We start from the raw sequence: 22,631 nt of genomic DNA on the forward strand, positions 1-22,631 counted from the left end.
CAATCCAACACAGTTCTAGGCGCGGTCAACGAACAGCGCCTACTCTCGACCCATGGTGGATCGAGTTCTTGTAACACTCGACGGCGCCGTCCAGGATCCGGACGCGCCGTTGTTGTTTGCCGACGACATCGGCGTACTGCGCGGCGACGGTGTCTTCGAGTCGGTTTTGGTTCGTGCCGGTGACGCGTGCGCGATCGAATTTCATCTAGGCCGACTGCGTCGTTCGGCGCAGGCGCTCGATCTACCCGAGCCCGAACTGGGTAAATGGCGAGACGCGGTCGAGGCGGCGACGAAGGAATGGGGGACCGACCGCGAGGGCCTGATGCGGCTGGTCCTCACCCGTGGGCGCGATACCGAGCTGTCGGCTCCGTCCAGCGTCACCTCCGGCGATCTCGCGGCCGCGGTGCCGGTGCCGACCTCCTATGTGCTGGTGCTGCCGGTGCCCTTGCGGGTGCAGAAGGCGCGCACCGATGGCGTCGCGGTGGTGTCGCTATCACGCGGGATCTCGGTCGATCTGGCGCAGGCCGCGCCGTGGCAGCTGTTGGGTGCGAAGACGCTCTCCTATGCCACCAATATGGCGGCGCTGCGGTTCGCGCAGCGGATGGGCGCCGATGACGTGATCTTCACCAGTACCGAGAACCGGGTGCTGGAGGGGCCGCGCTCGTCGGTGGTGATCGTGCGCGATAAGCAGTTGATCACCCCGCCCGCGAAGAACGGCGTACTGCCGGGGGTTACCCAGCGCGCGCTGTTCGCCGAGGCCGAGAAGGCGGGGTGGAAGTGCAGCTACGAATCGTTGTTCACCGCCGACCTGTTGACCTGCGACAGCGTTTGGCTGATGTCGAGCATCACGCTCGCCGCGCGGGTGAATTCACTGGACGGATTGCGCATGATGGCGCCGGACAATGCGGCCGAAATCATCGAATTGGTGGACCGAGGAGTGGAGCGTGCCGGGGCCATCGGCGATTGGTGAGGCCGCCGGGCCGTGATCTTCGTCCTACTACAACGTGTAGGGGTGCGCGGCGAGCTCGGAAAACGGGTCGTTGAGGGTGGCTTGCGCCGGTGTGTCGTGGCGTAGGACTCCTTGATGGATCCTTTCCCGGGCGTACTCTTACTACGTAATGTCGTAGATCGGCGGGAGGTCGGTTTTGAGCGTCCTGGACTTATCGCGTTGGCAGTTCGGCATCACCACCGTCTATCACTTCATCTTCGTTCCGTTGACGATCGGTCTGGCCCCGCTGGTGGCGGGCATGCAGACCGCTTGGGTGATTACCGGCAAAGAGCACTGGTACCGGCTGACCAAATTCTTCGGGAAGCTGTTCCTGATCAATTTCGCACTCGGTGTCGCGACCGGCATCGTGCAGGAATTCCAGTTCGGCATGAACTGGAGCGAATACTCCCGCTTCGTCGGTGACGTCTTCGGTGCACCGCTCGCGCTGGAGGCGCTCGTCGCATTCTTCCTGGAATCGACCTTCCTCGGCCTGTGGATCTTCGGTTGGACCCGGCTGCCGAAAATGGTGCACCTGGCGACGATTTGGTTCGTCGCGATCGGGGTGAATGCCTCCGCGTACTTCATCGTCGCGGCCAATTCGTTCATGCAGCATCCGGTCGGCGCCAAATACAACCCGGAGCGCGGGCGCGCCGAACTCACCAGCATCTGGACGGTACTCACCAATAACACGACGCTGGCGGCCTTTCCGCACGTGGTGGCCGGAGCATTCCTGACCTCGGGAACTTTTGTGGTCGGCATCTGCGGCTGGTGGATGGTGCGCAATGCGCGCAGCGGTGACGAGACCAAAGTCGCTGAGGCGCAAACGATGTGGCGCTCCGGCGGACGCGGCGGCCTGTGGGTGATCGTCATTGCCGGCGTCGCGCTGTTCTTCACCGGTGATGTGCAGGGCAAGCTGATGTTCGAACAGCAGCCGATGAAAATGGCTTCGGCGGAGTCGCTGTGCAATACCGCAACCGATCCGGACTTCTCGGTGCTGACCATCGGCACGCACAACAACTGCGACAGCGTGACGCACGTGCTCGAGGTGCCCTATGTGCTGCCGTACTTGGCCAAGGGCAAGTTCAGCGATGTCACCCTGGACGGTGTCACCGATCTGCAGCACGCGTACAACGCGAAGTTCGGGCCCGGCGACTACCGGCCCAATCTGTTCGTCACCTACTGGTCCTTCCGCGCCATGATCGGCCTGTCGGCCGGTGCGATCCTGCTCTGGTTGGTGGGCCTCTGGCTGACCCGCGGTGGCCGGATCACCGATAAGCGCTGGTACTCGTGGCTGTGCCTGATCGCCATCCCGACCCCGTTCCTGGCCAATAGCGCGGGCTGGGTCTTCACCGAAATGGGTAGGCAGCCATGGGTTGTCGCGCCGAATCCGACCGGTGACCAGAGCCTGCGGCTGATGGTGCAGCAGGGCGTCTCCGACCACGTCGCGGGCACCGTGATCACCTCGCTCGTGGTGTTCACCCTGCTGTACGGCGCGCTCGCGGTGGTGTGGTTCTACCTGATGCGGCGGTACACGGTCGCGGGACCCGAAGCGCCCGCGGCCACCCGGCCCGATGGCGGACCGGATGACACGCGGGAAGGAGGCCGCGACCGTGCCGAAGACGTTGAGCAGCTTTCGTTCGCCTACTAAGGCGTGCCGAACAATTCGTTCGACACCACCGTACGGCGGGGCACCGACAAGTTTGTTCGAAATCTAGGAGCCGACGATGAATCTGCAACAGTTCTGGTTTCTGCTGATCGGCGTCTTGTTCACCGGCTACTTCGTGCTGGAGGGCTTCGACTTCGGGGTCGGCATGCTGATGCCGATCCTCGGCAAGGGCAGCGATACCCGAAGGCGGGTGGTGCTCAATACGATCGGGCCGGTGTGGGACGGCAACGAGGTCTGGTTGCTGACCGCGGGCGGTGCGATGTTCGCGGCCTTTCCGGAGTGGTACGCGAGCCTGTTCTCCGGGTTCTATCTCGCGCTGCTGCTGGTGCTGGTCGCGCTGATCGTGCGGGTCTGTGCCATCGAATATCGCAGCAAAATCGACGATGCGCGGTGGCGGGCCTGGTGTGATGCCGCGATCGGAATCGGTTCCTGGGTACCGGCATTGGCGTGGGGCTGGGTATTCGCCAATGTGGTGCGCGGGGTGCCGCTGAACGAGAAGAAGCACATGGCCGGCTCGGTGTGGGATCTGCTCGGGCCGTACGCATTGCTCGGCGGGCTCGCGACCGGATTGCTGTTCGCGCTGCACGGTGCGGTCTTCCTGGTGCTGAAGACCGGCGGCGAGGTGCGCGACGATGCGGCGAAGACGGTGCGATTGTTGCTGGCGCCGACCGCGGTCGTGGTAGGTGTGTTCGGGGTGTGGACGCAGTTGGCCTACGGAACCGGATGGACCTGGATTCCGTTGGCGCTGGCCGTAATCGGGCTGCTGCTCGCGGGTGCGGCGAGTTTCGCCGAGCGCGACGGCTGGGCGTTCGTCGGCACGGCGGTCACCACCGCCGCGGCGACGGTGCTGCTGTTCGGGTCGCTGTATCCGAATGTGCTGCCGTCCACCATCAGCGACATGTTCAACCTGACCATCGACAATGCCTCCTCGACGCCGTACACGCTGAAGGTGATGAGCTGGGCGGCCGTGGTCGTCACGCCCGTGGTGCTGGGCTATCAGGGGTGGACGTATTGGGTGTTCCGCAAACGGATTACGGTCGAGCAGATTCCGGCGCCGGTCGGCCTGCCGTTGGAAGCCGTCAAGGACTGATCATGGCCCGCCCGCCCGTCGACCCCCGATTGTGGAAGTACGCGCGCTCGGCCCGCCGCTATCTGGTGCTGAGTGTGGCGCTGTCCGTGGTGATCACGGGTTCGATCGTGGTCACCGCGGTCGCACTGGCGAAGGTGCTGGCCGGGGTTGTCACCGATCCCGGTCGGCGCAGCTTCGGGGCGTGGACATTCGAGTTGGTGGTGCTCATGGTCGCCATCGGCTGTCGGGTGCTGGCCACCTGGGTGCAGTCGCGGATCGCGCATCGGGCGGGGGCCGCGGTGGTCGCCGAACTGGAAACCGCGGTGCTTACCGCCGGGGCTCAGCTGCCACCGCGCGAACTCGAAACTCGGCGCACCGAATTGGCGGTTGTCGTGAGTACCGGGCTGACCGGGCTGCGAGCATATCTCACCGGGTATCTGCCGGCGCTGCTCCTTGCATGCCTGGTGCCGCCGATTGTCTTGGTGGTCATCGGGTTTCATGATCCGGTCTCCGGTCTCATCGCTGTGGTCACGCTGCCGTTGATTCCGGTGTTCATGGTGCTCATCGGTCTGCTCACGCAGGGCCGGGCCGAGGCCACGCTCGTCGCGACCACACGGCTGTCGGACCAACTGCTCGATCTCTTTGCCGGGATGCCGACGTTGCGGGCGTTGGGGCGGGAGGGGAGCGCGGGGCGGACGGGTTCGATGGAACACCGGGTGCGTGAGCTCGGGGATGCGTTGCGGCAGCGCACTATGCGTGCGCTGCGGATCGCGTTCCTGTCGTCGATGGTGCTCGAGATGCTTGCCACGCTGAGCGTCGCGTTGATCGCGGTATCCATCGGTCTGCGGCTCGTATACGGGGAGATGAGTCTCTATGCCGGGCTGGTGGCATTGATTCTCGCGCCGGAGGTGTATCTGCCACTGCGGATGGTGGGGGAGCGTTTTCATGCGGCGCAGGATGGAATGGCGGCTGCGGACAAGGCCTTTGCTGTTCTGGAGCCTGCTGCGGTGCGGGGACAGGCCGAATCGGGTGCCGATTGTCAGGCGGCTGGCGGGGACGTGGGTGCTGACCGCTCGGTCTCCGGCACTAGTGGGGCAGGCGCCGTCCGACCGGCTTCGAGTACGAATGCCGTGGCCGCCGTCGGCTCCCATCATGGGGATATCGACGGCGCGGGTGCTGCGCCGGGCGGGGACGACGGTTGGGAAATCAGCGAACTCGGTTCAGCGGCATCGAGCGGCAAGCCCGCCGAGGCGAGGCCCGAAGTCGGTAGAGATGGCCGGGGCCGCATCGAGATATGTGATCTCTCGGTAAGCGCCCGGGACGGATTTGCGCCCGCCGAGCTGACGGGGGTGTTCCGGCCGGGGGTGGTGACCGTACTGACCGGGCCCAACGGGAGCGGAAAATCGACTGCGCTGCAAGCAATCCTGGGTTTGATCACACCGGAGTGTGGCTCGGTGAAGATCGACGGCACTGACGTACGTGCGCTCGATCAGGAGGCTTGGTGGTCCCGTGTCGCCTGGCTGTCGCAACGTCCGGTCCTGGTCCCGGGAACACTACGCGAGAATCTCGAACTGCTCGGCGCGCGCACACCCGACACCACTGTGAAGGGCGCGGTACGCGTGCTCGACGAACTCGAAGCCGCCTGCATCGCAACCGGATTCGACGCAGTACTCGACGAACTCCCCGACGGCTGGAACACGATGGTCGGCACTGGCGGCGTCGGACTCTCCCTCGGCCAGCGCCAACGCCTGGCCCTCACCAGAGTGCTCGCCGCCGACCGCCCCATCCTCCTTCTCGACGAACCAACCGCCCACCTGGACCCCGCCGCCGAAGCCACCGTCCTCACCGCCCTACAGCAGCGAGCTCGCACCGGCGCAACCGTAATCGTCATAGCTCACCGCCCGACAGTCCTTGCCGCTGCCGACCACGTAATCCCCATCCACTCCACCGCACCTCAGGCAGTCGTCTCATGAACCGCGCGGGAGATACTTCGGTGCCAAGGACAACGGCTCGTCATGGCGGCCGCGGAGTAGTAGCGGACCTGCGGCGCATGTGGGGGCTGCTCGAGTTGTCGCCGTGGCGAGTTGCGGTGGCGATCGGGTGGGGGGTGCTGGCGCTGGGCAGCGGGCTCGGGCTAGCGGCCTTGGCGGCGTGGTTGATCGCACGTGCCTGGGAGATGCCGCCGGTGCTCGATCTGAGCGTTGCTGTTGTCGCGGTACGTGCACTGGGTATCTCCCGTGGGCTGTGCCGATACCTGGAACGCCTTGCTACCCATGATGTTGCGCTGCGTGCGATGACGACCGCTCGGACAACCGTCTACCGGACCCTCGCCCAATCCGATGCCTGGATGCGGCGGGATATGCGAGGTAGCACTTCGGACGGAGCAGCCAACGGCGGTGACGGTTCTGGCGGCTTACGTGCCGAAGAGTTGGACGGGTCGGTTCGTCGGCTCGGCCACGATGGTGCGGCTCGCTCGGCCCGTGGTGTTGCTGGCTCGGCCCGTGGTGTGGCTGGCTCGGCCCGGGGTGCGGCTGGCTCGGCCCGCGGTGTGGATCGGCCGATCGCAGCGACGGATTCGACGAGCGCGGATGGTGCTGCGTCGTTGCGGCGCGGGGACCTGCTGGTTCGAATCGGCAGCGATATCGACGATCTCGGTGCCGTTGTGGTCCGCGTGTTCGTGCCGATCGCGGTCGCGATTGTGCTGTCGCTGGCCGCGATCGGACTCATGGCCACCATTTCGGTTGGGGCCGCGGCCATTCTGGCCGTATCGCTCGGCATTGCCGGAATCGTCGCACCATGGCTCTCGGGGTGGGCCGCCCGCGAGGCCGAGCGTGCGGTGCGCGCCGACCGGGCCGAATTCACCGCCCAGGCGCTCACGGTCCTCGACCACGCGGCCGAACTCCGCGTCGCGGGCAAGCTGGATGCCGCGCTGGCGGCCGCCGACCGCGCCGGACAACGTGCGGTCGCCGCCGAGGATTCCGCGGCCGCACGCAGCGCCTGGGCCGCGGCGGCAACGCCCCTCTCGATCGGCGCCGGCGTCTTCGGCGCCCTCCTGATCGGCATCGCCGTCTACGGCACCAACCCGCCCGCCATGACCCCCATGGCCCTCACCATCCTTGTCCTGCTCCCCCTCTCAGCCTTCGAAGCAGTCGCCCCGCTCCCCGCCGCCGCCCAAGCCCTCACCACCGCCCGCGCCGCCCTCCACCGCCTCCCTCTGCTCGAATCCACCACCCGAAACCCGATGACGCAGCAACGCTCCGACCACGCGATCGCTGGCTCCGCCACGAACCGCCACAGCGACTCGGCACGCGATCATCTGCTGCGCAATGCCCCCGGACGAGCCAGCGGGCACAGCGTGGCTGGCTCGTCGCATGAGGGCGCACCAGTGGCACCTGACCGCAGGGGGACCGATGCGGACATCCGCGACGCACGAAATCGATTGCCGGGCAACCTCCCCGAGCGTCCGGCAGGGAAGCGGATTGCCGTCGTCGGACCGAGCGGCGCGGGCAAGACCACGTTGCTCATGGCGTGGGCGGGGCTGTTCGGTACGCCCGTGCCCGGCGTGACGTTCTTTGCCGAGGATGCGCACATCTTCGGCACCTCCGTGCTCGAGAACCTGCGTGTCGCCCGGGGGGATCTCAATGCGCAGGAGGCCGAGAAGGCCTTGTGCACGGTCGGTCTCGGGGATTGGCTGGAGTCACTGCCGGATGGTGTGCACACGGATCTGGTCGCAGGTGCGGCTGCGGTTTCGGGCGGGCAGCGGCGGCGGATTCTGCTCGCCCGGGCGCTCATTTCGCCCGCGCGGGTGCTGCTCCTCGATGAGCCGACCGAACATCTCGAGGCCGAAGCGGGCGCGCGACTGCTGCGTGAGTTACTCGATATCGACAGCGGACTGGTCGAACCGGACCGAATTGTGGTCGTCGTCACACATCAGCTGCCATCCGATCACCGCGCCGAAGTGGTGCTGCACATCGATGCATCAGGCCAGGTCACGGCCACTGGAGTAGCCGAGGAGCGCACCGGTTCAGCGCCCCGCGAAATTCCGTTGCCGACTCACTGACCACTGACTAGATTCGTTTGTACACAAGGAAGGAGGTGGTTCGAAGAATGTATGTTCATAGGACTCGTGAGGTGGCTGTCCGCTAGCGCCACCGCTGCAACGGATTTCCGTTCGCGCGAGCGCTGAGCGAATTCCAGGCAGCCACCCGGCCCCCGAGCTACCGGTCTAGTCCGACCGGGACCCATGCAGGCTTCATCGCCTGCGGGGTATGGCTCGGGGGCCGTTCCTTTTTCGGCACAATTCTCTCGGACGGTAGAGTCCGGCGACCGGGTTCGACACGAGGGGTAGCCGATGCCATCGGAGGGTCTCGCGGCAGTGGTTGGGCGCCGCATCAGGGCGGTTCGCCGCATGTTCTACGTACAGGGCAGTGATGTCGACCGCACCGAGGGCCCCATCGAATTGACCTTCGACGACGGTTCGGTGCTGCTGCTGGACGCCGGAACCGACGGCGAGGAACTCCTCGTCGCATCGACACCATGGCGCGACCCGTTCGCCGGTCTCACCGAACCCGAATACATCGACTACGTCGCCGAATCCGGCAAATACACCGCCTTCGACGTCGGCTCCGAACCCCCGTACTCACACCTGATCGGCGCCCACATCGCCGCCGTCTCCGAATCCCGCCTGCACGACGACCGCCTCCGCGCCGCCGTCCTCCAGGTCAACGGCTCGAAACTCGCCGTCGAAACCCTCGCCGACGAACTCCTCGTCACCTGGCACCCCACCTGATTCGCCCCGCTATCCTAGGCGTCTCTTTTCCGGTGAAGTTCCACCCCGGCAGGCGCTACGCTGGGGCAATGACCGTTGAGCCGTTTCCCGACTGGTTGATTCCACCTGCTGGTGGGTTCACAGTCGAGGACTTCCTGGAGCTGCGCGGCCTTCCGAAGCATACCGAGTTGATCGATGGGGGTCTGGTCTTCGTGAGTCCGCAGGAAATGTGGCACAGCCGGGCCGTGTCGGTTCTCTGGCGGGACCTCGATCAACAAACTCCGCCGGATCTCTACGCCGACCGTGAAATGGCCGTCAAACTCGGACCGCGTCAGATGCCGGAACCAGATGTCCTGGTGGTCAGTAAAGCGGCGACTCGTCGAGCAGCTCCATCGACCTACTACTTCGCTGAGGACGTTGTTCTTGCGGTCGAGGCAGTGTCTCCGGATTCCGAAGAACGCGACCGAGAGACGAAGCCAGCCAAGTATGCAAAGGCAGGAATCCCGAACTACTGGCGGGTCGAGCGTCGTGACGATGAAGCCGTTGTCTACGTCTACGAACTCGACCCCGCCACAGCAACTTACGGCCTGGTCGGCATCTTCCACGACCGCCTGAAGATCAACGTGCCGTTTCCGATCGACATCGACCTGACATCGATCTGGCCGCGCGACTAACCGATGTAGCGCTGCAACCGTGCCGACAGGCGGGGCTCCAAGGGACCGTCGGCCACTACCCGCTCCTCGACGTAGGCGAGATCACCGCCTTCGACAATGCCGTACAACCGTTTGGCTCCGCCGACGACGATGCCGGATTGGCTGCGGATGACGACATCGGTGGCCAATTCCCAAGAGGATTGGGTCAGCGCGGTGCCGTAGAAGAGTTCGACGATGCCGGTGCTGTGGGTCAGCAGCAGTTCGATGACCTCGTCGTCGCCGTCGATGCCGACCCGCCAGAAGCCGCTCTCGCGCAGATCGGGTCCGCCGTAGGAGCCGTCGGATTCGATGACCCAGGAACGCGAGTCCCAGGCCAGGTAGTCGCCACCGTCGTGGGAGACGATGATCTGCTGGCCGAAGCGGTAGTCGCCGCGAGCGGGATCGTTGCCCTCGCCCTCACCGCGCCACACGCCGACCATCGGAAGCAGCGCCAGCATCGACGAACTCAGATCCGGACCGAGCCGTAGATTCGCGGTGTCCTCCGGCAGCGGCAGATCCGGTAGCACCGGAATATTGCGCGCACCAGTCCATTTCGCCCGTTCGGCAGCCTCGGCCACGGCCTCGTCGCCACTGCGGCGCGGCGCCGGCTCGGCCGGGCCGTTGCCGTTCAGTTGTTCACTCGCTCGCTCGGCCGGGTTGGAACCTTCGCTCGCGAGTTCACTCATGATTCGGTGAACAACCGGTAGAAGACGTACAGGCCGAACCAGCCGATCAGCACGGCCACGGCCACCAGCAGAATCTCGAAGAAGAGGACCACAACTGGATTCTAACGAGTTGCGTCCCGCCCAGCACAACGGCCCCGTTGCTTCCCAGCTACCGGGAAACGACGGGGCCGTCGGTGGCATTACTTACTTGGCGACTGCCACATCCACGGCGTGGATGCCCGCGCCCTCCGGACGAACCTCGGCCGAGCCGTTGCCCGAGGAGGACAACGCCCGCACGGTCCAGGCGCCCGGCGCCGCGAAGAAGCGGAAATCACCGGTGCCCGAGGCCACGACCTCGGCGGTGAAGTCACCGTTGCCGTCGAGCAGGCGCACGAACGCGCCGCCGACCGGCTGACCGTCGGTGCTCAGAACACGGCCGGTGATGACCGTTTCCTTCTCGACATCGACTCCGGCCGGAATGGCCTGTCCCTGGGTAGGTGCTGCGCACATGTGGTTACTCTCCCAACTCGATCGGTGCACCGACGAGCGAGCCGTATTCGGTCCAGCTGCCGTCGTAGTTCTTGACATTCTGGTGGCCCAGCAGCTCCTGCAGCACGAACCAGGTGTGCGAGGAGCGCTCACCGATGCGGCAGTAGGCGATGGTGTCCTTGGATCCGTCCAGCCCGGCCTCGCCGTAGATCTCGGTCAGCTCGGCATCGGACTTGAAGGTGCCGTCCTCGTTCGCGGCCTTGCTCCACGGCACGTTGATGGCGCCCGGGATGTGGCCAGGACGCTGGCTCTGCTCCTGCGGCAGGTGCGCCGGAGCCAGGATCTTGCCGGAGAACTCGTCAGGGGAGCGCACGTCGACCAGGTTCTTGGCGCCGATGGCGGCGATGACCTCGTCGCGGAATGCGCGGATGGTCAGGTCGGGGGCGGCGGCCTTGTACTGGGTGGCCGGACGGTTCACGGCGTCGCGGGACAGCGGACGACCGTCGAGCTCCCACTTCTTGCGGCCGCCGTCGAGCAGCTTGACGTTGTTGTGGCCGTACAGCTTGAAGTACCAGTAGGCGTATGCGGCGAACCAGTTGTTGTTGCCGCCGTAGAGCACGACCTCGTCGTCGTTACCGATGCCGCGCGCCGAGAGCAGATCGGAGAACTGCTCCTGGTTCACGAAGTCGCGACGAACCTGATCCTGCAGGTCCTTCTTCCAGTCGAGCCGAACGGCACCCTCGATGTGGCCGCCGTCGTAGGCGGAGGTGTCCTCATCGACCTCGACGAAGACGACGCCGGGGGCGTTGAGGTTCTCTTCGGCCCAGTCAACGGAGACCAGGACATCGGAGCGAGCCATGTTGTTCCTTTCGGGGTGGTGACTTGCAGTGTCAGTTCGCCGGGGACGGGTTCCGGCGGAGTCGGGCGACCAGCGGATAGATCTGGCAACCCAGGCAGATCCCGAACGCCGCATTCAAGAACGCGGCGAACAGGGCGAAGCCGGCGAACACCGCGCCGACGACGGTGGAGCCGACCAGGAAACCCAGCAGGCTGACGGCACTGAAGACCAGGCCGAGTAATTGGGCGAACCGCAGCGGGGCCACGGGTTCGGTTTCGAGGGTCGGACCCACGCGCGGCGCGATGAACGCGGCGAAGATCCGGCCGTAGGGATGCCGTCGCGGACCGTAGGCCGCGCCGATCGCGAAGACCACCGCCTGCGCGGCGATGAGCACCGCGGCGACCGGCGTCGAAACGGCTGCTGCGAGCAGGACCAGAACGAGGACACCGGTGGTGACCCACGCGGCGAAGCGTGGCCCGCGCACATCGACGACGGCGGGAATTCGGTTCTCAACGGCTGTGTTTCGGAAATTTGTGGACATTGTGCGTACTCCTGCGCTGAATTTCGCTGTTGGCGGGAAAAATGCCAGTTCGCCGGGGGATCAAAAGATCACTCGCACGACGGACGCAGGTCGGCATCAGGAATTCTGACGGAGCCGACCGCTCAGCCACACAGGCAGCAACAACCACCGAGGCGACACAGATCAACTGTGCGGCGTCGGGTGAGCATCAGCTCGTGGTTGGCTTGCACGCAGAGGAGTTTACCTGGTTCTGTCGGAGAATTGGACCCGGGGTTCGTCACAGTTGCTATCAACCCTTGTCACGCCCTGTTTTTCCACCGTCAGGGGCGATCCACCGGAAGAGTTATCCCACGGTCAGCGGTTCGAGTGCGGTACGCAGGTCCGTGGACTTGGGAACCCCGGAGATCCGGAATCGTTCCCGCCCTTCGATATCGAAGACGAAGGTGGTCGGCAGCGAGAGCACGTTCAGTTCCTTGGCCAGCGCGGGCTCGGCATCGATATCGACCTCGATATCCAGCGGCGGGCGCGGCGAACCGGACAATTCCTCGGTCACCCCGGCGACCACCCGGCGCACCGCGGCGCATGGTCCGCACCAGTCGGCGGAGAAGTGCAGCACCGCCGGACCCGAGTTGTCGGCGCCGACCGATGCCAGCAGATCGGTGCGCGCCGATTCGTCCTGTGCCTCGGTGTCGCTCGCGCGCAGCTTGCCGTTGCGGCGCTGCAGCACCACTCCGACCGCAACCGCGGCAAGCACCACCACCAGCAGGATTGTGATTTCAATCATGGTCGCCGCAATCTGTCCAGGTCGATGGTCACGTTCTCGGCCTTGGCCTCGATGACGATCTGGCCGCCCTGTGCGGAGACCTTCGTCGGCCGCAGCCCGAACGGCAGTTCGTTCGTATCGATTGTCCGGGTGAACTGCTCGAGCACCTTGGGGCGCTCGGTATCGGTGACGACCGCGGTCGTCGTGGCATCACCCGTACCACGGTAGATGCTGGTCGCGATGATCTTCACCTGATCGCCGTCGACCACGAGATCTGCCGTCACACTCACATTGTCACCGCCGAGCTGTGCACCCGGCTTGCTCGGCGTCTTGCCCGGCATGGTGCCGGTGAGCAGGAGTTGCCCGCCGGTGGTCATACCGGACCCGCCCGATCCGCCCGTTCCGTCGGATTTATTCCCCGGGGCCGAATGTACTTGCAGGTCAGGGATTTTGAACAGCTTGCCGAGTTCGGTCGGCTCGAGCCGCATCTGCCCCTCGACCCGATCCACCGGAACCGCGCGCACGTTCCCGTCGGTGAGGTCGCCGAGGGAAAGGTGGGCTCCGGTCAGCGTCGCGCCGATCGAGATTTCGCCGGGGATATCGGGCCGCATGACCCGCGCGCGGATATCGACGGTCTGGTATCGGCCGTCGAGCGCCTGGGTGAGAAAGGGGAACCCATAGATGACCACGTCGGGATCCGCGGTGAGGTCGGCGCCGACACGGAGGGCGCGCGACACGCGGTACTCGGAGTAGGCGGCGGCGCCGAAATCGATGACAACCGCCAGTACCGCGAGGCACAGCAGCCCGATGATCAGCTTGCGCATGCGGGCAACACTACTTGGAGGTGTGTTTCGGGTATCGCACGTCTCTGTCGAGGTGCCACACTAACCCCGGATGGCGAGGTCATCGGTGTTCACGCGCTAATCTTGCATCCGAATTACTTGTGATTAGCGACGTGGCCCCGGCGGTGTGGCTGTTGTCCGGTGCAACTAGATGGGAGGAGGGCTTGTGGAGCTGCTCCTGCTGACCTCCGACCCCAACCCGGAGTCGGTACTGCCCGCCCTGTCGCTGCTGGCGCACAATGTGCGCCCGGCGCCGACCGAGGTGGCGTCCCTGCTCGAGGCGGGGACCGCGGACGTCGCACTTGTCGACGCGCGTACTGACCTGGCCGCAGCGCGTGGTCTGTGCCGACTGCTCGGCAGCACCGGTTCGTCGGTGCCGGTGGTCGCCGTGCTGACCGAGGGCGGACTGGTCGCCGTCAATGCCGACTGGGGCCTGGACGACATTCTGCTGCCCGGTACCGGACCGGCCGAGCTGGACGCCCGGCTGCGCCTGCTGGTCGGCCGCAACGGCGGTGTCGCGAGCCCGGAGAACACCGGCAAGATCACCCTCGGTGAACTGGTGATCGATGAGGGCACCTATACCGCCCGGCTGCGCGGTCGCCCGCTGGATCTCACCTATAAGGAATTCGAACTCCTCAAATACCTCGCGCAGCACGCGGGCCGAGTCTTCACCCGGGCCCAGCTGCTGCAGGAGGTCTGGGGTTACGACTTCTTCGGTGGCACCCGCACGGTCGACGTGCACGTGCGACGCCTGCGCGCCAAGCTCGGCAGCGAATACGAATCGTTGATCGGCACCGTCCGCAATGTCGGATACAAGGCCGTCCGCCCCGCGCGCAACAGCACCAAGACCGACCACGTCACCTTCCCCGACGACGAATCCGCCGAAGGCACCGACGGCTCCCCGCCCGTCACCGTCAACGGTTCCGTCCCGTAGCCGAAGGAATGGCGCGCGGTATTCGCGCGTTCGTCGCGATGACGGGATCGACGAGGGAGACGCTCATGGGTGAGACGACGCTGCGGTGGAGCACGGAGCTCGATGCCGAGGTGGCGCGGGCGGTGCGTGAACTGCTGGAGCGGACGAGTGCCGAAGACGGTGTCGCGCCGGTCTCCGAACAGGCCGTCCTCTCGCTCGTCGCGACCGATTCCGAGGCCGAACATCTGGTGGCGCTGCGTGACGGTGTCGTCGCCGGTTACGCGAATCTCGTTCCCGCACATGGCGAACACCCCGCAATGGCGGAGGTCGCAGTCGATCCCGCCGCTCGCGGCCACGGCATCGGTGCGGAATTGGTCTCGGCCGCGCTGGCGAAGGGCGGATCGGGTGCTCGGGTCTGGGCACACGGAAATCGGCCCGCCGCCGAGGCGCTCGCGACCCGGCTCGGACTGCGCGTCGCACGCGAGTTATGGCAGATGCGGCGGTCGCTGGCAACTCCAGAGCTACCGGAGTTGGTGGTGCCGGTGGGTACCGCGCTGCGGACCTACGAAGGGCCCGCCGACGATGCCGAACTGTTGCGTGTCAATAACGTGGCCTTCGCCTGGCATCCGGAACAGGGCGGCTGGACCGAGCGGGATATCGCCGTCCGCCGCGAAGAGTCCTGGTTCGACCCGAAGGGGCTGTTCATCGCGGTGGATCCGGCCGATCCGGACCGCATCCTCGGATTCCACTGGACCAAGGTGCATTACGAGGAGAACCCGCCGGTCGGCGAGGTCTATGTGGTCGGCATCGACCCGGCCGCGCAGGGCCGGGGACTGGGCCGCCTGCTCACCCTCGCGGGCCTGCGCTACCTGCGCGAACGCGGTCTGCCCGAGGTTCTGCTCTATACCGAGGCCGACAACACCGCGGCCGTGCACACCTACGCGCGACTCGGCTTCGTCACGGCGCATATCGATGTCGCGTATTCGGCCGCTGAATAACAAGCGGCCCGCCGGGGTTACTCGAGTAACACTGGGGCAAATGTCACACATAAGGGACGCAATCGCGCCGGGGTGTTCACCCGCCGTTCACTCAGCTCCGTCCAACTGTCAACCGAGCGACCTTACGTTACATACGGGCGGCACCGTTGCCGCCTGGTGCGCAAGTTCCCCGCGAACGGCACCACGAAACCCGCCCGGGCCGGTGAGGGACCGGGCGTGTCGAACGCGATTCCCCGGAGGAATAAGTGAACTTCAAGCGCAGCAGCGCCCTGATCGGTGTGCTGGCCGCCGTCGCCATGCCCCTGGCGGCCTGTGGCAGTGACGACAACACCTCTGCCACCGGCGATTCCGCCGCCAAGGTCGATGTTGCCTGCGGTGGTAAGAAGGCCCTCAAGGCCAGCGGTTCCTCGGCTCAGAAGAACGCCATGGACCGCTTCGTCGCCGCCTACGAGGCCAACTGCAGCGGCTCCACGCTGAACTACACCTCCAGCGGTTCCGGCGCCGGCGTGAACGAATTCCTCGGCAGCCAGACCGATTTCGCCGGTTCCGACTCGCCGCTGAGCGACAAGAAGGGTGAACCCGCCAAGGCACAGGAGCGCTGCGGCGCCCCGGCGTGGAACCTGCCGACCGTCTTCGGCCCGATCGCCGTCACCTACAACCTCGACGGTGTGAGCGATCTGGTGCTCGACGGCCCGACCGCCGCCAAGGTGTTCAACGGCACCGTCGCCACCTGGGACGCCCCGGAGATCAAGGCGCTGAACCCGACCGCCAAGCTGCCCTCGGACAAGATCTCGGTGATCTTCCGCAGCGATGAGTCGGGCACCACCGACAACTTCCAGCTCTACCTGGACGCCGCCTCCGACGGTGCCTGGGGCAAGGGCGCGGGCAAGACCTTCAACGGCGGTATCGGTGAGGGCGCCAAGGGCAACGAGGGCACCTCGGCCGCCATCAAGAGCACCAAGAACTCGATCACCTACAACGAGTGGTCCTTCGCCAAGGCGCAGAACCTGTCCATCGCGCAGGTCGTCACCTCGGCCTCCAAGGATCCCGTCAAGCTGACCCCGGAGTCCGCGGCCAAGGCCGTCGACAGCGTGAAGATCAAGGGCGAGGGCAACGACCTGGTGCTCGACACCTCGTCGTTCTACAAGCCGACCGCGGCCGGCGCGTACCCGATCATCCTGCCGACCTACGAGATCGTCTGCTCGAAGTACGCCGACGCCGATACTTCCAAGGCGGTCAAGGCATTCCTGACCTCGGCCGTCAACAACGGCCAGAAGGGTCTGGACACCGCGGGCTACGTCGCGATCCCGGACAAGTTCAAGACCAAGCTGACCACCGCGATCAACGCCATTTCCTGATAGCTGCCACGCCATGACCGTGCACCCTGAGGTGACCGCCGCGGACCAGTCGGACTCGACTGGTCCGCGGGCGGCTGGAGATACTGCCCCTATGTCGAGTGAACCGAGCACCGAACCGGCCTCACCGAAGGCCCGCCCCGGCCACAGCCAGAGGGCCGAGGTCATCTTCCGGTCGCTTGCCACCGCGGCCGGTGCGACGGTCGTGGCGGCCATCGCACTGATCGCGCTATTCCTATTGATCCGTGCGTGGCCTTCGATCATGGCGAACGAGGCGAACTTCTTCACCAGTAGCGAGTTCAGCACCTCCAATGCCGATCACCTGCGGTTCGGCATCCGGGACCTGCTCATGGTCACGGTGTTGAGCTCGATACTCGCGCTGGTGATCGCGGTGCCCATCGGTGTGGGCATCGCGCTGTTCCTGACCCACTATTCGCCGAAGCCGATGGCGCGTCCGTTCGCGATGCTCGTCGATCTGCTCGCGGCGGTGCCGTCCATCGTGTTCGGTCTCTGGGGCTTCCTGGTGCTCGCGCCGCGGCTCGAACCCGTCGAGACATTCCTGAACGACAAGCTCGGCTGGTTCTTCCTGTTCTCCGACGGCAATGTGTCGATCTCCGGTGGCGGCACCATCTTCACCGCGGGCGTGGTGCTGGCGGTGATGATCCTGCCGATCATCACCTCGGTTTCCCGCGAGGTCTTCAACCTGACACCGCTCTCGCATATCGAGGCCGCGCAGGCACTCGGTGCGACCAAATGGGAGATGGTCCGGATGACGGTGCTGCCCTACGGTCGCAGCGGTGTGATCGCCGGTTCCATGCTCGGCCTCGGTCGCGCGCTCGGTGAGACGATCGCGGTATTGGTGATCCTGCGCACCTCGGCACAGGCCGGACACTGGTCGCTGTTCGACGGCGGCTACACCTTCGCCTCCAAAATCGCCGCCGCCGCATCGGAATTCAGTCAGCCACTGCCGACCGGCGCCTATATCGCGGCCGGCTTCGTGCTGTTCGCGCTGACCTTCATCGTCAACGCGCTGGCGCGGCTCGTGTCCGGTGGAAGGGTGAACGGGTAATGACCACCACGACGACTCTCGACAAGCCGGTCAAGGCGCCCACCTTCCGGCATGTGAGCCCGGCCCGCCGGCTCAAGAACAACATCGCGACCGCAGTGGTCTGGCTCTGCTTCGCCATCGCGCTCGTGCCGCTGATCTGGGTGCTGTTCATGGTGGTGTCGAAGGGCCTCGAGTCCGTCGTCTCGCCGGACTGGTGGCAGAAATCGCAGAAGGGCATCCTGCCGGACCAGTCCGGTGGCGGTGTGTACCACGCGATCTACGGCACCATCGTGCAGACTCTCGTCGCCGCGATCCTGGCGGTGCCGCTCGGCATCATGGCCGCGGTTTACCTGGTCGAATACGGGCGTGGCGTGCTGGCCAAGGTCACCACCTTCATGGTCGACATCCTCGCGGGTGTCCCGTCGATCGTCGCGGCGCTGTTCATCTTCGCGCTGTGGATCGCGACCATGGGCTTCCCACAGAGTTCCCTGGCGGTATCGCTGGCGCTCGTACTGCTCATGCTGCCGGTGGTGATTCGCAGCACCGAGGAAATGCTGAAGCTGGTTCCCGACGAGCTGCGCGAGGCGTCCTACGCGCTCGGAATTCCCAAGTGGAAGACCATCGTTCGGATAGTGGTGCCGACCGCGGCGCCCGGCATGATCAGCGGCATCCTGCTCTCGCTCGCCCGCGTCATGGGTGAGACGGCGCCGGTGCTGGTGCTGGTCGGCTACAGCAAGTCGATCAATACCAACCTGTTCGACGGCAATATGGCGTCGTTGCCGCTGCTGATCTACCAAGAGTTGGCGAACCCGGAACCGGCCGGCCGAGCCCGGGTGTGGGGCGCGGCGTTGACGCTGATCCTGTTGATCGCCCTGTTGTACGCGGCGGCCGCGGTCGTCAACAAGCTGCTCACGCGGAACCGATAGAAGCGAACGGAAAAATGGCCAAGCGGATCGACGTCAAAGACCTGAACATCTACTACGGCAAATTCCATGCGGTTGCCGATGTCAAGCTGTCGGTACTGCCGCGCAGCGTGACCGCCTTCATCGGCCCGTCGGGTTGTGGTAAGTCCACCGTGCTGCGTTCGCTCAACCGGATGCACGAGGTGACCCCGAATGCCCGCGTCGAGGGCGCGGTGCTGCTGGACGGCGAGGACATCTACGGCTCCACCGTCGACCCGGTCGGCGTGCGCCGCACCATCGGCATGGTGTTCCAGCGCCCGAATCCGTTCCCCACCATGTCGATTCGCGACAATGTGGTGGCCGGACTGAAGCTGCAGGGTGTGCGCAACAAGAAGGAGCTCGACGAGGTCGCCGAGCGTTCGTTGCGCGGCGCCAACCTGTGGAACGAGGTCAAGGACCGGTTGGACAAGCCGGGTGGCGGTCTCTCCGGTGGTCAGCAGCAGCGTCTGTGCATCGCGCGCGCCATCGCGGTATCGCCGGATGTGCTGCTGATGGACGAGCCGTGTTCGGCGTTGGACCCGATCTCCACCCTGGCGATCGAGGACCTGATCACCGAGCTGAAGAAGGAATTCACCATCGTCATCGTCACGCACAATATGCAGCAGGCTGCGCGCGTGAGTGACCAGACCGGCTTCTTCAACCTGGAGGCGCAGGGCAAGCCGGGCAAGCTGATCGAGATCGACGATACCGAGAAGATTTTCTCCAACCCGGGGCAGAAGGCGACGGAGGATTACATTTCCGGTCGCTTCGGATAGTAGAACAACAAAAGGCCCGCACCTCGGTGCGGGCCTTTTGCTATGTCCAACATCGCTATTCGCGACCGCCGGGACTCGGAACCGAGCCCCGGCGCGAGAGTGCGTGCCGTGTCTTGTTGTCCGGCAGGGTATCTCGTCTACCCCTCGGCGTCGGGATCCGGCGGCAGCTCACCGGTGACCAGGAAGATCACCCGGCGGCCGATCTCCACGGCGTGGTCGGCGAAGCGCTCGTAGTAGCGGCCGAGCAGCGTCACATCGACGGCCGCGGCGACGCCGTACTTCCAGTCGCGATCCATCAGCAGCGTGAATAGGTGACGGTGCAGGTCGTCCATCGCCTCGTCGTCCTCGTTGAGCTGCGCGGCTCGCTGCGGATCGCGGGACTCGAGCACCTCCCTGGCGCCGGCACCCATATTCACGGCGATGCGACCCATTTCCGCGAAGTAGCCGTTCACCGCTTCAGGAAGCGCGTGGTTGGGGTGGCGGCGCCGGGTCACCTTGGCGACGTGCAGTGCCAGCGCGCCCATCCGGTTGACGTCCTGGACGATCTGGATCGCGCTCACTACCTGCCGCAGATCACCCGCCACCGGCGCCTGCAGCGCAAGCAGGGCAAACGCCTTCTCCTCGGCATTGGTGATCATTTCGGCGATCCGGTCGCCCTCGGTGATCACCGATTCGGCCAGAGTGAGATCGGCCTGGAGCAGCGACTGGGTGGCTCGTTCCATCGCCGAACCCGCCAGACCGGCCATCTCGCCCAGCAGGTGGGCAAGGTCGGCCATTTGCTCGTTGTAGATGACACGCATGAAAAGAGACACTAGCGCCAGGTGCTGACCGAGTCACCAACACAGGGTTAATGGGTGGTGCCGAACGTTAGCGACGGTGTTGCCCCAGCTAGCGGCTGTCCTACTTGCAGGTTTCGTCGGCGGCGTTGACGTGCTCCAGGTCCGAGGGCAGTGTGACCGGTTCCGCACTCGCCATGGTGACCGAAACGTTCGAGATCGGATCGCCGACCGGCGTAGGTGTGCGAATGGTCGGGTTATCGGCACCGATCACGACCTCGACGATGCCACCGAGACTATTCGACTGCTCCATCGTCGCCCCGGGAATGGAACTGGCCACCGTGGCCGCCTCGGCCTCGTGACCGGAGCCGAACCGAACCTTGGTGGCGACCTCGGAATTCCCGCCGGAGTAATTGCCGGTGTTGTAGATCTGGAAGCCCTGATTGCCGAGCTTGGTCGCCGCCTTATTGGCCGCGCCGGGCGTCTCCGAACCATTGGAGACCAACAGCGATACCGAGCTCGGATCGACCGCGGTCAGCTTCGGCGGCGTCGGCTGGGATGACGGGATCGAACCGGGGGCCGGCGTCGACTTCTTCTCACCGGGCAGCGGCTGGTCATCGATGACGGCGCGGAAGATCGCCTTGATATCCGAATCGCGCGGGATCTCGTTGCCATAGGAGGTGGTGCCCGCGGTCGGGATGGTCAGGAAGGTGACCGCACCCGCGTCGACCTTCTGCAGCGAACGGCCCAGCGTCAGCAGGTCGGTCGGTTGCACCTTGTCGACGAAGGTGTGGCTGGTGAATGCGGAGATGAAGCCGTTCAACTTGCCTGGATCGAAGAGCACCCGGCTCGACAGTGCGCCGCGCAGCAGCGAGGCCAGGAAGCGCTGCTGCCGGTTGATCCGGTCGTAGTCGCTGCGCTCCTCGCCGTAGACGTGCCTGGCGCGCACATAGTTGAGTGCGGTCTCGCCGCTGATGTGCTGGTGGCCCGAATTTTCCAGCACGGTGCCGAGAATGCCGTCGATGATCGGCTTGGGCGTGCAGACATCGACGCCGCCGACCTGATCGACCATCGCCTCGAATCCGGCGAAGTCGATACCGATGAAGTGTCCGATGCTCAGACCCGTCATCTTGCGGATCACATTGACCAGACACTTCGGTCCGGCGAGCGCGTACACGGCATTGAGCTTGTCGCCCATGGCCGCGGGGAAGACCTCGTTGGTGTATTCGGCCTTGTCGTTGTCCCATCCGTTGCACTGCGGCCGGGAGACATCGAGGTCACGTGGGAACGAGACCACCACGACGCGCGAGCGGTTCTTGGGGATGTTCACCAGCATGACGGTGTCGGCGCGGGAGCCCTCGGCATCGTCCAGCGTGCCGGCACCCACCTGGCCGTTGACGCCCGCGCGGGTGTCGGTGCCGACGAGCAGGTAGTTCTCGTCGCCGAGCTGTGCACCGGAGTCGACCACGTCTTCCGGATTGTCGTCGAGTGCGGAGACCTGGGTGAAGCCATTGGCGGTCGAACGTAGATAGCTCCAGCCGCCGCCGGTGACCAGCAGCGCGACCACCGCACAAATTGTCAGGGTGGCCCGTCCCGCGACCTGCAGGCGCTTATTGCGGCGCTGTCGGCTCGCGGCGAGCCGCGACAGGCCGACACGGGTGGATGCGGCCGCGGTCTTCGGGGCGTCCGGATCAGTGGTCGGCCAGCCGATGGTGCGCTTCTTCGGTCGCGGGGTCTCCTCGACCGGGGGGATCACGTCGGTGACGACCTCGGGCGGCTCTTTTCCGGAAACCGTCGATGCGCGGCGTTTCCCGGTGCGCGCGGTTGTCGGGGTGCCCGCGATGTCGTCGACGACCGGGGAGGCCGCGGACCGGCGGGCGGCGTCGGCCTTGGCGGCTGGAGTGGCCGTTGTACGGGGTGCGTCGGTCTTGCGTCCGGCTGGGGTGCTCGAGGTGCGGGGTGCGTCGGCATTGCGTCCGGCCGGCATGGCCGATGTGCGAGGCGGTGCGTCAGCTTTGCGTCCGGCCGGGGTGGCCGATGTGCGGGGTGCGTCGGCTTTGCGTCCGGTCGGCATGGCCGATGTGCGGGGCGGCGCGTCCGCTTGACGCGCGGCGGGAGCGCTCGATTTGCGCGGCGGGGTATCGGCTTGGCGTGCGGCGGACTCCGGCGGCTTCGGGGCAGCCCGGTTCGCGTGCGTGGGCGGTGCATCCGGTGTCGTGGACCGACGTCTGCGCCCGCTGCGTTCGTTGTCGACCTTCTGGACCAGATCCTGAACCGTCAGCGGTGTCGAGCCGGAATCGGGATCGGTATGTCGGGCTCGCCGCGACGACCGTGCACCGTCCTGTTCGGTGTAATCCGCCGTGGGATAGCGCTCCCACGGGGCGCGACCTCCGGGCCGTGGCGACTGCCCGTGCCGATCGTCACCCACCAACGAACCTCGCTTTTCGTCTCCGCTGCCGTTTCGGCCGCTTTCGACCCGCATGACCGATTCCGCCAATGATAACGATTCCGCCACGGCGAGCCA

The 22,631-nt window shown here is 65.7% G+C and carries 21 protein-coding genes; 13 read left to right on the forward strand and 8 right to left on the reverse strand.

The features are described 5' to 3' along the window. Positions 1-52 precede the first annotated feature (52 nt). The 7 genes from OIE68_RS35060 to OIE68_RS35090 all read left to right on the forward strand — a co-directional run bounded on the left by OIE68_RS35060 (position 53) and on the right by OIE68_RS35090 (position 9,165). Positions 53-970 carry an aminodeoxychorismate lyase gene (locus tag OIE68_RS35060; protein WP_327095231.1) on the forward strand — a complete coding sequence of 306 codons (918 nt, stop codon included), beginning with the start codon at positions 53-55 and terminating at the stop codon, positions 968-970. A gap of 175 nt (positions 971-1,145) precedes the next feature. Beyond that, the gene (locus OIE68_RS35065) at positions 1,146-2,636 is read left to right on the forward strand and encodes a cytochrome ubiquinol oxidase subunit I (RefSeq protein WP_327095232.1); all 1,491 of its coding nucleotides are present in this window, start codon (positions 1,146-1,148) and stop codon (positions 2,634-2,636) included. Positions 2,637-2,712: 76 nt separating this feature from the next. Further along, positions 2,713-3,744, forward strand: coding sequence for a cytochrome d ubiquinol oxidase subunit II (gene cydB, locus OIE68_RS35070; RefSeq protein WP_327095233.1), 1,032 nt, complete (start codon positions 2,713-2,715; stop codon positions 3,742-3,744). A 2-nt stretch (positions 3,745-3,746) separates the two neighbouring features. Next, a complete protein-coding gene (locus OIE68_RS35075) occupies positions 3,747-5,696 on the forward strand; it encodes an ABC transporter ATP-binding protein/permease (protein ID WP_327095234.1) in 1,950 nt (649 codons plus the stop codon). 77 nt (positions 5,697-5,773) lie between these two features. Further along, positions 5,774-7,783 (forward strand): thiol reductant ABC exporter subunit CydC, encoded by a 2,010-nt coding sequence (gene cydC / locus OIE68_RS35080; protein WP_327101940.1) that lies wholly within the window; start codon positions 5,774-5,776, stop codon positions 7,781-7,783. A gap of 291 nt (positions 7,784-8,074) precedes the next feature. Further along, entirely contained in the window at positions 8,075-8,512 is a 438-nt protein-coding gene (locus OIE68_RS35085; protein WP_327095235.1) for a hypothetical protein, read from the forward strand. A 68-nt stretch (positions 8,513-8,580) separates the two neighbouring features. After that, positions 8,581-9,165 carry a Uma2 family endonuclease gene (locus OIE68_RS35090; protein WP_327095236.1) on the forward strand — a complete coding sequence of 195 codons (585 nt, stop codon included), beginning with the start codon at positions 8,581-8,583 and terminating at the stop codon, positions 9,163-9,165. Here OIE68_RS35090 and OIE68_RS35095 read toward each other — a convergent pair. From OIE68_RS35095 to OIE68_RS35120, 6 genes are all read right to left on the reverse strand, one after another. Beyond that, a complete protein-coding gene (locus OIE68_RS35095; protein WP_327095237.1) occupies positions 9,162-9,869 on the reverse strand; it encodes an FABP family protein in 708 nt (235 codons plus the stop codon). The two genes, OIE68_RS35090 and OIE68_RS35095, sit on opposite strands and share 4 nt — an antisense overlap. 183 nt (positions 9,870-10,052) lie before the next feature. Further along, positions 10,053-10,358 (reverse strand): DUF1416 domain-containing protein, encoded by a 306-nt coding sequence (locus OIE68_RS35100; RefSeq protein ID WP_062988334.1) that lies wholly within the window; start codon positions 10,356-10,358, stop codon positions 10,053-10,055. 4 nt (positions 10,359-10,362) lie between these two features. Next, the gene (locus OIE68_RS35105; RefSeq protein ID WP_040686391.1) at positions 10,363-11,196 is read right to left on the reverse strand and encodes a sulfurtransferase; all 834 of its coding nucleotides are present in this window, start codon (positions 11,194-11,196) and stop codon (positions 10,363-10,365) included. Between the two features lie 31 nt (positions 11,197-11,227). Continuing rightward, positions 11,228-11,716, reverse strand: coding sequence for a DUF4395 domain-containing protein (locus OIE68_RS35110; protein ID WP_327095238.1), 489 nt, complete (start codon positions 11,714-11,716; stop codon positions 11,228-11,230). A 322-nt stretch (positions 11,717-12,038) separates the two neighbouring features. Further along, positions 12,039-12,479 (reverse strand): thioredoxin family protein, encoded by a 441-nt coding sequence (locus OIE68_RS35115; RefSeq protein WP_327095239.1) that lies wholly within the window; start codon positions 12,477-12,479, stop codon positions 12,039-12,041. Next, the gene (locus OIE68_RS35120) at positions 12,476-13,282 is read right to left on the reverse strand and encodes an LmeA family phospholipid-binding protein (protein WP_327095240.1); all 807 of its coding nucleotides are present in this window, start codon (positions 13,280-13,282) and stop codon (positions 12,476-12,478) included. Before OIE68_RS35120 ends, OIE68_RS35115 begins: the two co-directional genes overlap by 4 nt. A 184-nt stretch (positions 13,283-13,466) precedes the next feature. Between OIE68_RS35120 and OIE68_RS35125 the strand changes: the two genes are divergently transcribed. The 6 genes from OIE68_RS35125 (at position 13,467) to pstB (ending at position 19,331) form a co-directional block, all read left to right on the forward strand. Further along, positions 13,467-14,234, forward strand: a complete 768-nt coding sequence (locus OIE68_RS35125; protein ID WP_327095241.1) for a response regulator transcription factor — start codon at positions 13,467-13,469, stop codon at positions 14,232-14,234. 65 nt (positions 14,235-14,299) lie between these two features. Beyond that, positions 14,300-15,211, forward strand: a complete 912-nt coding sequence (gene mshD / locus OIE68_RS35130) for a mycothiol synthase (protein WP_327095242.1) — start codon at positions 14,300-14,302, stop codon at positions 15,209-15,211. 245 nt (positions 15,212-15,456) lie between these two features. Further along, on the forward strand, positions 15,457-16,569 hold the full coding sequence (gene pstS / locus OIE68_RS35135; RefSeq protein ID WP_327095243.1) for a phosphate ABC transporter substrate-binding protein PstS: 1,113 nt from the start codon (positions 15,457-15,459) through the stop codon (positions 16,567-16,569). 91 nt (positions 16,570-16,660) lie between these two features. After that, entirely contained in the window at positions 16,661-17,635 is a 975-nt protein-coding gene (gene pstC / locus OIE68_RS35140) for a phosphate ABC transporter permease subunit PstC (protein WP_327095244.1), read from the forward strand. Further along, the gene (gene pstA / locus OIE68_RS35145) at positions 17,635-18,540 is read left to right on the forward strand and encodes a phosphate ABC transporter permease PstA (RefSeq protein WP_327095245.1); all 906 of its coding nucleotides are present in this window, start codon (positions 17,635-17,637) and stop codon (positions 18,538-18,540) included. The genes pstC and pstA overlap by 1 nt, the downstream gene beginning before the upstream one ends. Positions 18,541-18,554: 14 nt before the next feature. Further along, positions 18,555-19,331, forward strand: coding sequence for a phosphate ABC transporter ATP-binding protein PstB (gene pstB / locus OIE68_RS35150; protein ID WP_040686399.1), 777 nt, complete (start codon positions 18,555-18,557; stop codon positions 19,329-19,331). Between the two features lie 137 nt (positions 19,332-19,468). On the opposite strand, the gene phoU is transcribed toward pstB, so the two are convergent. Together phoU and OIE68_RS35160 are read right to left on the reverse strand one after the other, a co-directional pair. Further along, positions 19,469-20,131, reverse strand: coding sequence for a phosphate signaling complex protein PhoU (phoU, locus tag OIE68_RS35155; protein WP_327095246.1), 663 nt, complete (start codon positions 20,129-20,131; stop codon positions 19,469-19,471). Between the two features lie 100 nt (positions 20,132-20,231). Further along, positions 20,232-22,535, reverse strand: a complete 2,304-nt coding sequence (locus OIE68_RS35160; RefSeq protein ID WP_327095247.1) for an LCP family protein — start codon at positions 22,533-22,535, stop codon at positions 20,232-20,234. Positions 22,536-22,631: the final 96 nt, after the last annotated feature.

It is taken from the genome of Nocardia vinacea (genome assembly GCF_035920345.1).
GTDB classification, from domain to species: domain Bacteria; phylum Actinomycetota; class Actinomycetes; order Mycobacteriales; family Mycobacteriaceae; genus Nocardia; species Nocardia vinacea_A.

Excerpts from the sequence above, each read along its gene's own strand:
- OIE68_RS35105 (WP_040686391.1), bottom strand. The coding sequence starts at position 11,196 with ATGGCTCGCTCCGATGTCCTGGTCTCCGTTGACTGGGCCGAAGAGAAC.
- pstC (WP_327095244.1), top strand. The coding sequence starts at position 16,661 with ATGTCGAGTGAACCGAGCACCGAACCGGCCTCACCGAAGGCCCGCCCC.
- OIE68_RS35110 (WP_327095238.1), bottom strand. The coding sequence starts at position 11,716 with ATGTCCACAAATTTCCGAAACACAGCCGTTGAGAACCGAATTCCCGCC.
- cydB (WP_327095233.1), top strand. The coding sequence starts at position 2,713 with ATGAATCTGCAACAGTTCTGGTTTCTGCTGATCGGCGTCTTGTTCACC.
- pstB (WP_040686399.1), top strand. The coding sequence starts at position 18,555 with ATGGCCAAGCGGATCGACGTCAAAGACCTGAACATCTACTACGGCAAA.
- OIE68_RS35120 (WP_327095240.1), bottom strand. The coding sequence starts at position 13,282 with ATGCGCAAGCTGATCATCGGGCTGCTGTGCCTCGCGGTACTGGCGGTT.
- OIE68_RS35060 (WP_327095231.1), top strand. The coding sequence starts at position 53 with ATGGTGGATCGAGTTCTTGTAACACTCGACGGCGCCGTCCAGGATCCG.
- OIE68_RS35085 (WP_327095235.1), top strand. The coding sequence starts at position 8,075 with ATGCCATCGGAGGGTCTCGCGGCAGTGGTTGGGCGCCGCATCAGGGCG.
- mshD (WP_327095242.1), top strand. The coding sequence starts at position 14,300 with ATGGGTGAGACGACGCTGCGGTGGAGCACGGAGCTCGATGCCGAGGTG.
- OIE68_RS35090 (WP_327095236.1), top strand. The coding sequence starts at position 8,581 with ATGACCGTTGAGCCGTTTCCCGACTGGTTGATTCCACCTGCTGGTGGG.
- OIE68_RS35095 (WP_327095237.1), bottom strand. The coding sequence starts at position 9,869 with ATGAGTGAACTCGCGAGCGAAGGTTCCAACCCGGCCGAGCGAGCGAGT.
- phoU (WP_327095246.1), bottom strand. The coding sequence starts at position 20,131 with ATGCGTGTCATCTACAACGAGCAAATGGCCGACCTTGCCCACCTGCTG.
- OIE68_RS35075 (WP_327095234.1), top strand. The coding sequence starts at position 3,747 with ATGGCCCGCCCGCCCGTCGACCCCCGATTGTGGAAGTACGCGCGCTCG.
- OIE68_RS35115 (WP_327095239.1), bottom strand. The coding sequence starts at position 12,479 with ATGATTGAAATCACAATCCTGCTGGTGGTGGTGCTTGCCGCGGTTGCG.
- cydC (WP_327101940.1), top strand. The coding sequence starts at position 5,774 with ATGTGGGGGCTGCTCGAGTTGTCGCCGTGGCGAGTTGCGGTGGCGATC.
- pstA (WP_327095245.1), top strand. The coding sequence starts at position 17,635 with ATGACCACCACGACGACTCTCGACAAGCCGGTCAAGGCGCCCACCTTC.
- OIE68_RS35100 (WP_062988334.1), bottom strand. The coding sequence starts at position 10,358 with ATGTGCGCAGCACCTACCCAGGGACAGGCCATTCCGGCCGGAGTCGAT.